Origin of the sequence: Nonlabens ulvanivorans, from assembly GCF_032922765.1 — a bacterium.
Classification (GTDB): Bacteria; Bacteroidota; Bacteroidia; order Flavobacteriales; family Flavobacteriaceae; genus Nonlabens; species Nonlabens ulvanivorans.
In genome coordinates this window covers 563,670-580,025 of sequence record NZ_CP136694.1, presented here as the reverse complement: position 1 = coordinate 580,025, position 16,356 = coordinate 563,670, and the positions used below count along the sequence as shown (strand labels likewise).

Annotated in this window: 17 protein-coding genes; 10 read left to right on the top strand and 7 right to left on the bottom strand. The window is 35.4% G+C overall.

All coding sequences use genetic code 11. The features are described from left to right. Positions 1–24: 24 nt before the first annotated feature. From R1T42_RS02625 to R1T42_RS02605, 5 genes are all read left to right on the top strand, one after another. Positions 25–795: a S1/P1 nuclease gene (locus tag R1T42_RS02625; protein WP_317291191.1), complete on the top strand. Its 771-nt coding sequence runs from the start codon at positions 25–27 to the stop codon at positions 793–795. Between the two features lie 57 nt (positions 796–852). Then, positions 853–1,497, top strand: a complete 645-nt coding sequence (locus R1T42_RS02620) for a TMEM175 family protein (protein ID WP_042248768.1) — start codon at positions 853–855, stop codon at positions 1,495–1,497. 52 nt (positions 1,498–1,549) lie between these two features. After that, positions 1,550–2,329, top strand: coding sequence for a HipA family kinase (locus R1T42_RS02615; protein ID WP_317291190.1), 780 nt, complete (start codon positions 1,550–1,552; stop codon positions 2,327–2,329). Beyond that, complete coding sequence (locus R1T42_RS02610) at positions 2,319–2,702, top strand: DUF3037 domain-containing protein (protein WP_317291189.1); 384 nt, start codon at positions 2,319–2,321, stop codon at positions 2,700–2,702. The genes R1T42_RS02615 and R1T42_RS02610 overlap by 11 nt, the downstream gene beginning before the upstream one ends. 107 nt (positions 2,703–2,809) lie before the next feature. Then, positions 2,810–3,136, top strand: coding sequence for a DMT family transporter (locus tag R1T42_RS02605; RefSeq protein WP_317291188.1), 327 nt, complete (start codon positions 2,810–2,812; stop codon positions 3,134–3,136). A gap of 76 nt (positions 3,137–3,212) precedes the next feature. Here the strand turns inward: R1T42_RS02605 and R1T42_RS02600 are convergent, their stop codons facing one another. The 3 genes from R1T42_RS02600 to R1T42_RS02590 form a co-directional block, all read right to left on the bottom strand. Beyond that, complete coding sequence (locus R1T42_RS02600; protein ID WP_317291187.1) at positions 3,213–3,629, bottom strand: hypothetical protein; 417 nt, start codon at positions 3,627–3,629, stop codon at positions 3,213–3,215. A gap of 102 nt (positions 3,630–3,731) precedes the next feature. After that, positions 3,732–4,874, bottom strand: a complete 1,143-nt coding sequence (locus R1T42_RS02595; protein WP_317291186.1) for a fibrinogen-like YCDxxxxGGGW domain-containing protein — start codon at positions 4,872–4,874, stop codon at positions 3,732–3,734. Between the two features lie 224 nt (positions 4,875–5,098). Further along, entirely contained in the window at positions 5,099–5,842 is a 744-nt protein-coding gene (locus R1T42_RS02590; protein ID WP_317291185.1) for a DUF6503 family protein, read from the bottom strand. Between the two features lie 55 nt (positions 5,843–5,897). Here R1T42_RS02590 and smpB point away from each other — a divergent pair, with 55 nt between their 5' ends. Then, positions 5,898–6,359: an SsrA-binding protein SmpB gene (smpB, locus tag R1T42_RS02585; RefSeq protein WP_036580877.1), complete on the top strand. Its 462-nt coding sequence runs from the start codon at positions 5,898–5,900 to the stop codon at positions 6,357–6,359. Positions 6,360–6,512: 153 nt separating this feature from the next. Further along, complete coding sequence (locus R1T42_RS02580; protein WP_036580880.1) at positions 6,513–7,961, top strand: glyceraldehyde-3-phosphate dehydrogenase; 1,449 nt, start codon at positions 6,513–6,515, stop codon at positions 7,959–7,961. Positions 7,962–8,091: 130 nt separating this feature from the next. On the opposite strand, the gene R1T42_RS02575 is transcribed toward R1T42_RS02580, so the two are convergent. Further along, positions 8,092–9,225, bottom strand: coding sequence for a DUF3095 family protein (locus tag R1T42_RS02575; RefSeq protein ID WP_317291184.1), 1,134 nt, complete (start codon positions 9,223–9,225; stop codon positions 8,092–8,094). Between the two features lie 117 nt (positions 9,226–9,342). Between R1T42_RS02575 and R1T42_RS02570 the strand changes: the two genes are divergently transcribed. The 3 genes from R1T42_RS02570 to R1T42_RS02560 all read left to right on the top strand — a co-directional run bounded on the left by R1T42_RS02570 (position 9,343) and on the right by R1T42_RS02560 (position 12,143). Next, positions 9,343–9,807 carry a hypothetical protein gene (locus R1T42_RS02570; protein ID WP_036580884.1) on the top strand — a complete coding sequence of 155 codons (465 nt, stop codon included), beginning with the start codon at positions 9,343–9,345 and terminating at the stop codon, positions 9,805–9,807. Between the two features lie 84 nt (positions 9,808–9,891). Then, entirely contained in the window at positions 9,892–11,859 is a 1,968-nt protein-coding gene (locus tag R1T42_RS02565) for an endonuclease (protein WP_317291183.1), read from the top strand. A gap of 2 nt (positions 11,860–11,861) precedes the next feature. Beyond that, entirely contained in the window at positions 11,862–12,143 is a 282-nt protein-coding gene (locus R1T42_RS02560; protein WP_317291182.1) for a hypothetical protein, read from the top strand. A gap of 96 nt (positions 12,144–12,239) precedes the next feature. On the opposite strand, the gene R1T42_RS02555 is transcribed toward R1T42_RS02560, so the two are convergent. The 3 genes from R1T42_RS02555 to R1T42_RS02545 all read right to left on the bottom strand — a co-directional run bounded on the left by R1T42_RS02555 (position 12,240) and on the right by R1T42_RS02545 (position 16,130). Then, positions 12,240–14,123 (bottom strand): DEAD/DEAH box helicase, encoded by a 1,884-nt coding sequence (locus R1T42_RS02555; protein ID WP_317291181.1) that lies wholly within the window; start codon positions 14,121–14,123, stop codon positions 12,240–12,242. A gap of 94 nt (positions 14,124–14,217) precedes the next feature. Further along, the gene (locus R1T42_RS02550) at positions 14,218–14,577 is read right to left on the bottom strand and encodes an Hpt domain-containing protein (RefSeq protein WP_051788650.1); all 360 of its coding nucleotides are present in this window, start codon (positions 14,575–14,577) and stop codon (positions 14,218–14,220) included. A 14-nt stretch (positions 14,578–14,591) separates the two neighbouring features. After that, positions 14,592–16,130: a YifB family Mg chelatase-like AAA ATPase gene (locus tag R1T42_RS02545; RefSeq protein WP_317291180.1), complete on the bottom strand. Its 1,539-nt coding sequence runs from the start codon at positions 16,128–16,130 to the stop codon at positions 14,592–14,594. Positions 16,131–16,356 lie beyond the last annotated feature (226 nt).

The window sequence follows — 16,356 nt, the reverse complement described above, 5'->3', positions numbered from 1 at the left end:
GTAACTTGCCACAAAAATAGATTCATGCGTTTTATCATCACTTTCTTAGTATTTCTAGTAGCTTTTACTGCACAAGCAGACGATTGGGGAAAAACAGGTCATCGCGCTACTGGTGCGATTGCAGAGCAATACCTCAATAAAAAAGCTCGTAAAGCGATTGCCCAGTTACTAGATGGAGAATCCCTTGCCTTAGTATCTACTTATGCAGACGATATTAAGAGCGATACGCTATATAGAGCCTATGGGCCACAGCATTATGTAAATGTACCATTTGACAAAACGTATGACACACATCCACATAGTGAAAAAGGTGATATTATACAGGCCATAGACCACTGCATCGCTACCTTAAAGTCAGATACTGCCACTAAGGAAGAAAAAGCTTTTCAGCTGCGTCTATTAGTTCATTTTATAGGTGATCTACACCAGCCATTACACACAGGAATAAGTGAAGATAAAGGCGGCAACGATTTTCAAGTACGATGGTATAAAGATGGAACAAATTTGCATCGCGTCTGGGATACACAAATGATTGAAAGTTATGGGATGTCCTATAGTGAACTAGCGATGAATATGCCACAACTTTCCAAAAAAGAACGCAAAACTATTGCTAGTGGTACCCATAGAGACTGGTTAGAAGATAGTCGCATAGTGGTAAAAGATATTTATGCAAATACTACTGTAGGGCAAAAACTGGGTTACAGGTATATGTACGATTATTTTGATGTCCTTAAAGGACAATTGCAGAAAGGTGGAGTACGACTAGCGGCATTACTCAATGAAGTATTAGGATAGGATTTTAGTTTATGCTTTCGCGAAAGCGTAATTATTAAAATCTTATATATTTACTAAATGAATCTTACCTACGACAAAACCAGAGTTAACAACTTCACTGATGCCGTATTTGCTATAGCCATGACATTGCTTGTATTGGACCTCGCAGTTCCTAGTTATCAAGCGATACAGACCAAAACCTTTGCTTTTAATATTTCCCAACTGATTCCTAACTTTATAGGATATACAGTTAGTTTTATTGTGATAGCCGTTTATTGGGTTAGTCACATGAATATTTCTAAGCATATTAAACATTATACTACATCGGTTCTGTGGATCAATATCATGCTATTGTTTATGGTAGTATTAATGCCGTTTACAACAGCTTTCTATTGCAAAACATTTTATATAAACGAACCATTTATGGTGTATTCTGCGAATATAATAGCACTCAGCTTGTTCAAATATTTAATGGTATATAGGATTCAGAAAGATGGCTTATTAAATAATCCTAAAGAAAAGATCACCCTACAATGGATTAAGTCTAGAGATCTAGCAGCGAGTTTCATATGGTTACTAGCGATAATCGTTTCTTTAAAGTTTGTAATCCTCTCTAGATTTACTCCTATCCTATTATTGCCTTTACTTAAATTTATTGACATAGTTTATAGCCGTAAAAGTACCCGACGTGGTAGACGCAATTCTCGTAAGAGTAAAAAATAAACTGTACGATGAAAAAAGCCTGTATCAGACGCTTTTTTAGTAAATTAGATTTATGAATAAAATTGAAATTCGTACCGTAGATGTAGTACGATATGTACAACCTTTAAGAGAAGGCGGCTCACTACCAGCCATCGTTAAAGCAGATGATGGCTTTCTCTATGTCATAAAATTCAGAGGTGCTGGACAAGGAAAAAAAGCTCTAATTTCTGAATTTATAGGAGGAGAAATGGCTCGCTCTGTAGGTCTTAACGTACCTGAAATCGTGTTCATGAATCTAGATGACTCTTTCAGTAAAACAGAACCAGATGAAGAGATACAAGACCTACTTAAATTTAGCGTTGGTTTAAATTTAGGATTACATTTTTTAACTGGCTCTATAACTTACGATCCATTAGTAAGTGAAGTAGATGCTCTTACTGCCTCAAAGGTGGTGCTCCTGGATAGTATTATTAGTAATATAGACCGCACTGCAAAAAACACTAATTTATTGCACTGGAATAAAGAATTATGGATCATTGATAATGGCGCAAGCTTTTACTTTCATCATGACTGGAGCACCTGGGAAAGTCATTTAACAAGAACTTTTCCATTAATTAAGGATCATGTTTTATTATCTAAAGCAACTAAACTAGAAGAAGCTGCTGCAATTATTAAAAAATCACTGAGTCTAGAGAAGATTACAGATATAATCTCAAGTATTCCCGCAGACTGGTTGACAAGTGAAACAGACGAGATGACTGGTCTAGAGATTAAAAATGCCTACACTTTATTTTTAAAGACGCGTTTATCTAAAATTGATGCACTTATTAAAGAAGCTATAGATGCAAGGTAGATTTACATTTGAATACGCTGTTATAAGAATAGTTCCTAGAGTTGAAAGAGAAGAGTTTTTTAATGTAGGTGTAATAATGTTTTGCAAGCGCAAAAAATACGTAGGTATTAAATATCACATTGATTTAGATAAATTAAAAGCTTTTGATCCAGATGCCAACATTACAGTTTTTGAAGATTACCTTAAGGCGTGGAAATTAGTTTGTGATGGAAGTTTATCAGGTGGTAAAATAGGAGCTATGGAACTATCTGATCGTTTCAGATGGCTATCTGCTTGTAGGAGTACGATTATTCAAAGTTCTAAAACACATCCAGGTCTAACCGATGACCCTGAAAAAACATTAGAGGAATTATTTGAAGACTATGTACTTTAAAATCGTCTTATCTTATTCCTTATAGCGTGTTAGAATTATTTTGCTCAAGAACCAATTTAGGTAGCATCGTATTTAAAAAAGATTCTAACAATATTACATCACACTTTATGAATTGGATTTTATTAGTCATTGCAGGTTTATTTGACGTAGCTTTTGCTACCTGTTTAGGAAAGGCAAAAGAAAGTACAGGTATACAGACTACCTACTGGTATATAGGCTTTATAGTATGTCTATCTATAAGTATGATATTGCTAGTTAAAGTGACTAAAGAACTACCTATAGGTACCGCTTATGCCGTATGGACAGGAATAGGTGCTGTAGGAACAGTCTTATTAGGTATTATAGTCTTTAAAGAACCTGCTACTTTATGGAGATTATTCTTTATTTCAACATTAATAATATCTATTGTAGGTTTGAAAGTCGTCTCTAATTAAATCATTTCACGATAAAAAAACCTCAACGACTATATGAATTGTCATTGAGGTTTTAAAACTTATGATTTCTCAACTTTTATTTAAAGAAATGTATGAACGACTTCTCCAAATTAATATTAGCTGGTTGAGGAAACTCTGCATGCACAATAATAGCGTTCTCATGATGCTGCTCTAGTTCACTCAATACTTTTCTATTTAATAACAAGATGGTAGAATTACCATGATGATCCATTTTATCTAAAATAGTTTTTCCATTAAACTCACATATCCAATGAGTCTCAGACATATTCTCCTCATAGAAAACTTCAATTGTAGGCACTTGATAGTAGTTGTGTTCACCTATATCCTTAAGATCAAAAACTAGACGTAGTAATCCGCTTTCTAAATTCACCACATCCTTTTCAAAACCCATCGCAGCAAATGATAGCTTACCATCACTTAAACCTTTAAGTTTTACTTTAATTTCTCCTTGATTGATTTCTACGTTATTCATGTTATTAGTTTTTGTTATTCATTCAAAATTAAATAACAGCTTCCTTAATTAACATGATATTTGTCATCCTATAAATGAGGTTTTAAAGATGATCTTTTAGTATTATCTGACAAATAGCTGGACAGTATTCACCGCACTTGCATTAGCCGGTATACCACCATTCCATTGATTAACACTACCTATAGAATAATACCAACTACCTGAATTAACGGAACCATCTATGTATGTGTTACCACCTGATAATTCTAATCCACCCCAATTACTGTTAGTCATACTAACGCTTATAGGATTATAACCAGCGACCGGTCTAATACCCGAAGCGCTACTTCTAGGATCAAGAGTTTGAGACCAATGATTTGTTAAACCTAAAGTCGGGTAATATAACCTGAACTCATAATCTGATCCACTTATAAGCTCATCAAGTTTGCTTAAAATAGAATATTTATTAGTCGTTAAACCAGGTGAAGCAATGTTGAATTCATTGGCTTCCGTGTTGTTTGCCCAGTAACCACCAGCGGTATTATGATTGAATACCAGTGTCCATCCACCACCATCATTTGTCATATCACAATAGCAATCATAAGCAGGATTAACACCAGCACCATCTGGATCTATCGTATAAACTCCATCTGTAGTAGAGCCTGCGTTATAATAAGCTAGACAATTAGGTAGAACTGTGGTTATATTAATGCTTGTAAGACAGGTATCTCCTCTACCCGTGAAGGTTATTGTAAAATCATCTGTTTGTTGAAGGATAGGTGTTCCTGAACCAGTAAGAGTGATTGTATTAACACCTATATGAGTAAACACACCAGAACTCGTAAAACTATAACCATTTACAGTATTGGTATTGATGGTGTAGGATTCAATTACATTAACAATAACATCAATGGTTATTGTATTGCTCGCGTTTAAAGGATTACCAGCTACATATGTACCGTTTACAGATGTAGATGAACAGACTAATGCATTTACCGGTGTCTCACTTAAACAACCAGACCACGATGTACCCTTGTAATATTGAAAACAATCACTATCTAGATTATAGATAAAAAGACCTTCGGCAGGAGTTGTGATGGCATCTCTTTCTGTTGTGGTCATTCTGGGAAACAATACACCATGAGTGGTCGATTCTATATCTAAAATAGACGACGGTTCTGGTAAAATGGTACCTATACCTACTTGAGAAGAAGCCAATAAATGATTTAAAATAAAAAGAACTGTAACGCAATAAAATTTGAGCATCTTTTTTAAGATAAAATATGAGCAATATTTAAGACTCAAATATAGTGTTTACCAAGTAAGTACGTAAAAATTCCCACAAAAATCTCTAGAAATTACAAACACTGTAGAATTCAAAATGATAGTGCTATATCTTTAATAATTAGACCACTATATGAAGTTTTGATTATTAATTCAATAGTGAACGACCTTCATTTATCCTTACCAAAAACCTTTAAGATTTAATTCTAGAAACTCAACTGTACCTTATCCAACTTAATCTCACTTAACAATTCAAGCTTACCGTCCATAAAAAGTTGATCCATTTGTGATAAATCAGGATCTTGAATAGCTTCTTTATAATTATTATAATCTTGGATAGTTACTCCTTTTATGTTCCTGCGGTTAACGCTTTCGCGAAAGCGATATCCACAATCTTCTTCACAATAAGAATATGCCAGATAATCTACAAAAAAAGTGTCTTTATGAATCCAGTATATGAATTCATCCTCATGATCCTCGCCACCACCATTAGGGTCAAAAGTCACCTTAATTTTATAATAAGGTTCATTTTTAATAATCTTATCTCCTACTAACTCTTTATAAACGGCTTTACCGTCTAGACTGTATGGTAATTGCGCAAAATATATAACGCTATTCACACTACTTGCATAACCAGCCATGATTGAATCTGCAACCTTCTGAGGCACTCCATTTATGGTACGTTGACTGGATTGATTATCAAGTATATCTACAACCGTTATACTATCTTTTGCACGCGTTCTGGTAAACTTAAACAAGCCATTATCACGTAAGGCTTGATACTTAACACCCCTAAAATCGAATTCCATCGTAGATTGTTCTAATAAATGACCACCATGAGCATTTATAGCATTATCAATAATTTGATTTGCATTTAATGAAGGTGAGTTACTACATGATTGTAGTAAAATTGTGGAAATACAAAGAAATGTGAATAGGATTTTTTTCATTTCACAAATATATAACGATGACTTAGGACCATTAAATTATATTTGCCAATGTTATATGAAATTTAAGAACAACATAGAGATTAAAAATCGCAAAGCGCGATTTGAGTTTGAAATACTAGATAAGTATATGGCTGGTATCGTTTTGGGCGGTACTGAAATAAAAGCTATACGTTTAGGTAAGGCTAGTATAGCCGAGGCGTTTTGTGAATTTACAAACGGCGAACTCTTTATAATTAACATGACAGTACAAGAATATTCTCATGCTACTTATTTTAATCATAAGCCTAAACAAGCTCGCAAGCTACTATTGAACCGTAAAGAACTTAAAAAATTAGAAAAAGATGTCAATTCTAGTGGTAATACGATTATACCACTTAAGTTATTTATCAATGATAAAGGACTTGCTAAAATGGACATCGCTCTTGCAAAAGGTAAAAAGCTTCACGACAAAAGAGAGACTATCAAAGATCGTGATAATAAGAAACGCCTAGATCAAATTAAGAAAGCTTACAAATAAATTTTAGTAATTCATGGTTGCTATAAATTAGAGAATAGATAATTATAAATTTATGAAGACTATATGCTTCTAAATATTTAGTTAAAACCAGTTACGAAAACGTTGTAGAAGTATTACTTTTGCAGCCAAATAAAACCCACAAAAACCCATTCAATGAGTAGCTTAGATACTTATGAAAAAGAGCTCGCCTTTCAAACTGACAGGCGTCGCGCAGCAGTTGCATTTATTAAAGCCGTAAGCGATTTATGGTATGATAAGTCTATAGAGCTGGTGCTTTTTAGAAATCAATTGATTGATCGTAACGTGAGTGAGATCATCAACCTGCATGAGTATGCTGGTGAGTTTGTACAAAAGCCTATTTCGGTTTTTGATAGTGTAGAAATTGCTCAGGCTATTCTACAATTGGACATGCCTCCTGCAAAACTAGACATAGGTAAATTAACTTATGAGTACCATCTAGAAGATAATGACTATCAAAATGCTACAGCATTTGTAGCAAGTAAGTTAGGTGATGCACAACAGGCTAATGATATTAAGCCAAAGGATGTGGTATTATATGGTTTTGGTAGAATAGGTCGTTTATTAGCTCGAGAGTTAATGACAAAAGCCGGAAAAGGAAGCCAGTTAAGATTAAGAGCTATCGTTACTCGTGGTAAAATCGATGAAACTGTTCTTGAAAAACGCGCATCATTGCTTGCTCAAGATTCTGTACATGGTGATTTTTCTGGTACGGTAAGTTATGATGTGGCAAATGAATCATTAATCATTAATGGTACCACTGTTAAAATGATTAGTGCAAATGCACCTGAGGATATCGATTACACATCTTACGGAATTAATGATGCCTTAATTATAGATAATACTGGCGCTTTTAGAGATGATGAAGCTCTTGCTCGTCATTTAAAAGCTAAAGGTGCTCATAAAGTTTTACTTACTGCACCAGGAAAAGGGATCCCTAATATCGTGCATGGTGTTAACCAGTTAGAAAATGATCCAGATCAAATAGATATTTTTTCTGCTGCTAGTTGTACCACTAATGCGATCACTCCAGTATTAAAGGCTGTCGAAGACACCTTTGGTGTTGTTAAAGGACACTTAGAGACTATACACGCTTATACTAACGATCAAAATTTAGTAGATAATATGCACAGTAAGTACCGTCGTGGGCGTGCTGCTGCTTTAAACATGGTGATCACAGAGACTGGTGCTGGTAAAGCAGTAAGTAAAGCGCTACCATCTTTTGAAGGTAAGTTAACTTCTAATGCGATACGTGTACCTGTTCCTAATGGTTCTCTTGCTATTTTAAATCTAGAACTAGAAACTACTACTAGTAAAGAAGGTATCAATCAAATAATGAAAAAATATGCACTAGAAGGTGACCTTGTAGAGCAAATTAAGTACTCAATTGATAATGAATTAGTGTCCAGCGATATTGTAGGATCTAATGCTCCATCTATATTTGATTCAAATGCAACTATTGTCAGTGCAGATGGTAAGAATGTCGTTCTATATGTATGGTATGATAATGAGTATGGATACAGTCATCAAGTAATAAGATTAGCAAAATACATCGCTAAAGTTAGACGATTCACGTACTACTAGGATTGTATATTATAAAACTAAAAAGCCATCTCAATTGAGATGGCTTTTTTATTGAATAAATAATAATCTAACAAACAATATTAAGTCACTACACATCAATTAACTATGTCAATAATATGTTTTTAAAAATCTAGAGTTTAAGCAATTTAGAAGCTTGTGTATAACCACCTTGATCACCGTCTAAAAAATGTACATGATAATCATCTATAGCGATTACATAGCAAGAAAGCACACTAGTATTACTTACATAATAACCATATCGCAATAAGTTTTTATCCTGCATGGCTTGTAGTTCAAAGAGTAATAACTCTCGCTGTTTTGCAGTTCCCGATATGACAGTATTTATCGTACCGTCCACCATTAAAGATTCCGTTAACTCTGGTAATTCTCTTAAATAATTACGTCCTTTTTCATTAGTTTTCAAATACCATCGAGCGATAAAGGAACGTATAGCACTCGTAAATACTTCTACCCATTTAAGCTCTGAAAATTTCATCATAACCTCATTTTTGAGCTGTCCTAGGCTATTGATCATAATTAACTTTTCGATGGTAATAGGATGTCTCTTCTTAACATCACCGTATATAAATTCCATTTTAGTTAAAACCTCACTGTAAACAGAACTTTGTAAAGCAGTGGTTTGCGCTTTTATGATAAGCGTTAGTATTTCATTAGAGTCTACGGGCGGTGCTATTTTATCCCATTTACATTCCATACCTTTTAAATTAAGATTATATGGAATATTTGTTAACCCAATCTTTCGGCTTTTAGACTTTACCTCATCCTCAGCCATTTGCAAGGCATTACCTAAAACGACAGGTATAATATGCAAATCATTCAATTTTACTTTTGTAATTTTTAAAGTAGCCCCTTTATTATACATGTCACCTACCTTACAAGAATCGACTCTTAAGAAGAAATCAAAATTAGATTGACAGTTTTCTTGATGTAGGATAAGTGCATGTAAACACTCCTTGAGAATAATATCAGGTACTATAATCGTCGCGCCATCACCACCAAAAAAAAATGGAATCATTACATCATTATCTCGAGCAATATTAAGACACGCTACAATACTACCTGTTGCGGCTAGATTAACAAGTTGATGATTTCCGGCATTAACGGCAGCTGTAGAATTCTGCACATCGGTAACAATGATATTCCAGTCATCAGGTACGTCCTCAAATAAAGAAGGCTCTAGCAATACCTCTTGAATTGGTATATGCTGGATGAATAGATCACGATAAAAATCATTATTTGTCATATTCAAACTTACATTTATTAATCATGCGAGACAATAGCCTAATAAACCTCAATTACTTATTAAACTCAGATTATTACAGCAGAAATAGACTACATTTATACCATATTAAATTGAGTTATGAAGATCATTTTTACATTACTATTATTATTTTTCAATCTCATCCTCTCACAAGGACAAGAAATAAAAAAAATCTCTACTGGTGGCTATCACTATCAATTAGGTGATGATTTTCTTAACATATCTGATTTAGATAGAGTTTTGGAATCTAATGAAGAGGCCCATCGATTGTTGTACGATGCTAGACAATATAGAGGCATATCTCAAATATTAGGATTTGCTGGTGGTGCATTAATAGGGTATCAACTAGGAAACTTAATTGCTGGAAAAGATTTTGATAACGTACAAGGATTTCTCGGTGCTGGATTAATAGCGATCGCTATCCCTATCAATATTAGGCAGACTAGGAAAATAGAAACTGCTGTAGATCTTTACAATTCAGGTCTCAATCCTTCTAGTGAACCATCTGCTCAACTTTCCTTTATTTCAACAGGTACTTCTATAGGATTATCATTACGCTTTTAATTATTGAATAACTACTTTATAATTAACTATTTCTTATTCTAGGAAGCGCAGAAACAACCGTATTTTTGCCTAAAATCCCCTAGAATGAAAAAGCTAATCACTTTTATTACGATTGCTATATTTGGTATCGCTTTCGCGAAAGCGCAAGTAGTCATCAATGAGCTAGACTCAGATACGCCTAGTACAAACGATAGGCAGTTTGTAGAACTCAAATCTGACGTTCCATTCTTTTCTCTCAACGGTTATGTACTCGTATTTTTTAATGGTTCAACTAGTGCTTCTACTGGGATGGGCCGCAGCTATTATACCGTAGACCTAGATGGTCTTACAACAGACGATAATGGACTGGTTGTATTAGGAAGTTCATTAGTTTCTCCTGTACCAGATCGCTATCTAGCAGAAAGTAATATTCAAATAGGTGCAGATGCTGTTGCTATTTATGCAGGAAATGACACCGACTGGCCAGATCAAACCTTTGCTTCTCAAACCAACCTTATCAGTGCATTAATTTATGATACCGATGATGCTGATAATATGGCGTTAATGAGCCTATTAGGCATTAATGATCAATATAACGAGAATGAGAATGGGAATAAAACCACTGAATCTGTTCAACGTAAAGCAGATGGGACATATGAGACCAAAGCGCCTACTCCACATTCTTTAAATGATGCTACAGTACCTACCTACACAGGTATAGGATTTACAGTAGCACCATTACCTATTTCTGAAGGCTCTAATTTTGATATCACTTTTACTTTATCACAACCACAAACAACCGACTTTGTTCTTAACTATACTATCGATTTAGGAAACTTTGATAGTTCAGATTATACGGGTCCTTCTCAAGTAACTTTTACTGCTGGACAAACTAGTGTCGTTGCTAGTTATACCATAATAGACGATACCATTGACGAAGGTGATGAGGAATTAAGTGTCAATCTAGATAATAATGTTCCTGTAGGTTTTAAAAGATTGAAAGACAATGAGCGCCATCTAGTTGTTGATAATGATTTTCAAGTAGCTGCTTATGGTACTCCTCTAGCACCTACCTATGGAATTGTTAACAGCACGGCACCAGCAAATTATTACGACTCTCTCGATGGGTTAGCTAGTCCACAATTAGAAAATGCAATAACCAACATCATAGCAGAAGAGTTTGTAGTACGCATTCATACTTATGACGATATCGTTCAAATCATGAAAGAATCTGATCAGTCACCATTAAATTCTAATCAAGTATGGTTAATGTATACTGAACAACAACGATCTAAAGCAGATTATCAAACCGGAAGCAACAGTACTGGAAAATGGAATCGTGAGCACATCTATCCACGATCACGAGGTGGCTTTTATGAAATTGAATATGATGAAACCATTGATGGAATGGCTGTATGGACTGATACTAACGTAGATAGCTTGAGACACGGGCAAAGTGATGCACATCATTTAAGAGCTACGGATGGTGGTGAGAATAGTTCAAGAGGTAATAAAGATTATCCAGAATATGATGGACCTAATGGTACCCAAGGTTCGTGGCATGGTGATGTAGCCCGAGCTATATTTTACATGACCTTGCGTTATAACAATATTGATGTTGTCAATGGAAACCCTAGTAATTCGACTGTTGGACAGATCGGTGACCTAGCGACATTATTACAATGGCATAGAAATGATCCGCCAGATGATTTTGAAATGAATCGTAACAATGTAATCTACACATGGCAAATCAATCGTAATCCATTCATTGATAATCCAGAATTAGTAGAATACATCTGGGGAAATCAGGTAGGACAAAACTTTACATTATCTAATGAGGGTACTGAATTGACAACAGTGAAACTATTCCCTAACCCTAGCGAAAATAACTTTCATATTTCTGGGATAGAACAAGACACTCAGGTAATTATTTATGACCAATTAGGAAGAATTACTATTAAAAGAGATATTGATCAAAACACGACCTTTGAACACGACTTACCTATAGGTTTATATATAGTGAAAGTTCAAACGGAAAATGCGTCACAAAGTTTGAAGTTGATTGTAAAATAAGAATGATTAAAAGGTCTGATATTTTAAAAGAAACCCATTTAATGCTTTGTAGTATTTTAACAGGTAGATTACAATCGATCTTTTTATTTGCCTTGATTCTCTTTATAATTCCTTTTGTACTTTTTATCACAGCACCTATAATTGATTATAAAATTATCATAGGTAGCATTCTATGTATCCTATTTGGGCTATGGTTAGTTCGTTCTAGATTAAGAGACTATAAAGAAGAATATCGTAGACAAGACTTAAAGAAAAAACAACGTAAAAAAGGACTGCGAAATTGACTTAAAAAATCACATTCTACCTTTTCTTGATTAGATTAAAATAAAAAAGCCTGTTTAGCATTTACTAAACAGGCTTTTTTTATATTAATGATATGATTACCACTTACGACCTTTAAAGCCGCCACGGTTACCACCACTATCATTACCGCCAGAAGAAGAATCACTTCTACGACGACTACTTCTATTACCTGAACCGCTATTATCAGAATCAGAACGTCTTCCTCTATGGCTACTGCCTCCAGAATTACTGCGTCCTTTATAGCCGCCACCACCGTTAGAATCACGACGTCCTTTAAAACCGCCACCACTGCGACCACCACGACCACCACGTTCACGAGCTGGTTCTTTTACAACACCTTTATGCTCATTAACTCTTAGATCATGTCCGTTACGTTGTTTACCATCTAATGTCAGTATTTGTGACGCTACATCTTCTGCTACATCCATATAAGAATGTGTTTTATCCATAACGATACGACCTATTTGAGCGCCAGATATACCTGTGGTATCACATACATATCCTAGTAAAGCTCCTTTATTGATATCATCTTTAAGACCTAAATTGATAAAGTAAGTCTTCATACCTTCTTCAGTACCACGACTTGTACGTTTACCGCGCTCGCGTCTTGGACTATCATCTCTATCGCGTCCTTTAGAACGATCATTAAGATCAGAAATAGAATTACGCTTGTAAATAGAGTTGTATTCTTTAGTCAATAACTTTGCTATCAACTCTTCTTTAGTTACATCGGCAAAGCTTTCTTGAACTGCTGTCAGTAAGTCCTCACCTATCTTCTCATTGATTTCTTGCTTGATCATGTTATCTGACCAGCGAGCAATACGTTTTTGAGTAATAGCTTCTAGAGCAGGCACTTCACCTTGTGTGAATTCAATACCCAATTTACTAGCAATAAATTTTAACTTACGATTATCACCACGAGTGATTAACGCAATTGAAACACCTTTTTTACCAGCACGAGCAGTACGACCAGAACGGTGTGTATAAAATTCAGGATCATCTGGTAAAGCAAAGTGTATAACGTGAGTAATATCATCTACATCGATACCACGTGCTGCAACATCTGTTGCAATAAGTAGTTTAAGATTCTTATTACGGAAACGTTTCATCGCAGCATCACGCTGCGCTTGTGACATGTCACCATGTAAAGCCTCTGTGGCATAACCATTGTTGTTCAACTGATCTGCTACGTTTTGAGTATCACGTTTTGTACGACAAAATACAACACCAAACATATCCTGATCATAATCTAAGAAACGTCTTAACGCCTCAATTTTATCAGATGCTTTTAATTGTATCGATTGGTGTTCAATATTTTTATTTACAATGTTTTTAGGATTAATACGCACCTCTTCAGGCTGGACCATATAGGTATCCACTATGCGCTTAATTTCACGTGCCATTGTTGCAGAGAATAACCAGATATTTCTACCAGTATCACTCTTTGAGAGAATAAAATCGATATCCTCTTTAAAACCCATATTAAGCATCTCATCGGCTTCATCCAGTACCATGTACTTTAAAGCGTCGAGTTTTACTTCACGGCGTTTCATTAAATCCATTAGACGACCTGGTGTAGCCACAATAATTTGTGCGCCACGACGTATGTCTCTAATTTGATTCATAATATTTGCTCCACCAAAAACGGGAACAACATTCAATTTACCTAGGTGTTTTGACATTTGTTCCATTTGCCCACAAATCTGTTGAGCAAGTTCGCGAGTAGGTGCCAGAATAAGGGCTTGTACTTCACGTGAATTAACATCTATAAGATCCAATAAGGGTAAACCGAAAGCAGCAGTTTTTCCCGTACCGGTTTGAGCAAGACCTATAAAGTCTCCGTCATGCTTCAATAAAATGGGAATAGACTGTTGCTGAATCTCTGTTGGGTTTTCAAAACCCATGTCAGCGAGGCCGTCTAATAACGGCTGTGAGAGTCCTAAGACTTCAAAATTTTTCAAATAACTTCTTTTAAATATTTTGCAAAAATACAAATTAAAAGCTCTACTTGCTAATTAATAATCAACTGATTATCAAATCAGTTATAGTCAAGGCTTAGCTTTTTGAGGCAAATGCATCTCGTGTTTGTTGCACCATATCAATACCGGTATCATAATTTGCTTGAAATTGCTCATATAGCGTGATAATTTCATCAGTATCTTGTACTGCCTTGGCCCTATTTTCAATTTCCTGTAATAACATCGTTTCCATTTCCATATCTAACAACCGATAACTAGACTTTATCTTGTGGGCTATTTCACCAGCATTTTCATAGTCTTTTGTCTCAATTTGCTTCTTAAGTAGTTGGTAATCTACTGGAACTTCATGCAAGAAAATATCTAGTATTTGTACAAACGTTTCAACATCATCGCCAAAGTTATCTTTAAGGGTCTCTAATTCTAAAATTTCACTCATTTCATATAATTATTTTAACCCAACCAGCCATCTCTATCTAGGCTGCGGTATTGTATAGCTTCTGCAATATGTGTACCTGTGATCTCTGCGCTACCTTCTAGGTCTGCAATAGTTCTTGATACTTTCAAAATTCGATCATAGGCTCTTGCACTCAAGTTCAATCGTTCCATCGCGTTCTTCAGTAACTCCTTACTCGCATCATCTAGAATACAGTATTTCCTAATATCCTTTACACTCATTTGAGCATTGTAGTGTGTTTTCTCGCTTTCGCGAAAGCGTGATGTTTGAATATCTCTAGCCGCAGTCACTCGCTTTCTAATAACATTTGATTTTTCTGCTAGTCGTTCTTCCGTTAATTTTTCAAATGGTACTGGTGTAACTTCAATATGAATATCAATACGATCGAGTAACGGTCCAGATACCTTACTAAGATATCGTTGCATCTCTGCTGGACTACTTTGCACAGGTGCATCTGGATCATTAAAATATCCGCCTGGACTAGGATTCATGCTCGCCACTAACATAAAACTAGATGGATAAGTAACCGTGAATTTTGCACGAGAAATAGTGACCTCGCGATCTTCAAGAGGTTGTCGCATCACTTCTAGTACAGTACGTTTAAACTCAGGCAATTCATCTAAAAAGAGAACACCATTATGTGATAATGAAATTTCACCAGGTTGTGGATATGCTCCACCACCAACCAAGGCAACGTCTGATATGGTATGATGTGGACTGCGGAATGGGCGTTGTGCCATCAATCCTACTTTTTCTTGAGTACGACCGGCAACGCTATGAATTTTTGTTGTCTCTAATGCCTCATGTAATGTCATAGGTGGTAAGATGGACGGCAGTCTTTTTGCTAGCATTGTTTTTCCTGCACCTGGTGGTCCTATCAGGATAATGTTGTGTCCACCGGCTGCAGCTATTTCCATACATCGTTTAATAGATTCCTGTCCTTTTACATCTGCAAAGTCAAATTCTGGATGCTCTAAAGCCTGAAAGAACTCATCTCTCGTATCAACTATGGTAGGTTCTAGTGGCTTGCCTTCATTAAAAAAGTCTATCACTTGTGATATATTATCAACCCCATAAACTTCTAGTCCATCAACAATAGCAGCCTCGCGAGCATTTTGCGCTGGCAGTATAAATCCTTTATACTTCTCTCCCCTAGCTTTTATGGCAATGGGTAAGGCGCCTTTAATAGGTTGCAAGCTACCATCTAGAGATAACTCACCCATAATAAGATATTGGTCTACTTCGTCTGCTTTAATTTGTCCAGAGGATATTAATATACCTATGGCAAGTGTTAAATCATAAGCACTTCCTTCTTTACGTAAGTCTGCCGGCGCCATGTTAATAGTGATCTTCTTACCTGGCAGCTTATATCCTACATTAGACAATGCTGCTGCGATACGATAAGAGCTCTCGCTAATCGCTTTATCTGGTAACCCAACGAGGTGATATCCTATTCCTTTTACACTATTAACTTCTACTGTTATAGTTGTTGCTTCTACACCAAAAACGGCGCTTCCATAGACTTTTGTGAGCATATTATAGGTTTATGGTTTAAAAGTAGGAAATTTAACAGAAGTATTATAAATCTAATATATAGTAATACAAAGAATGGGACCTAAGTCCCATTCTTGCAGTTAATGTGTTGCTAATGCAGGTAATTTGATAACCTTAAATTGATGGAGTGATACATTTTTCCCCCGAAAACTAGACGATCCATAACCATCAAAACAATTAGCAAAACTTATTAAAAACACTCAATTC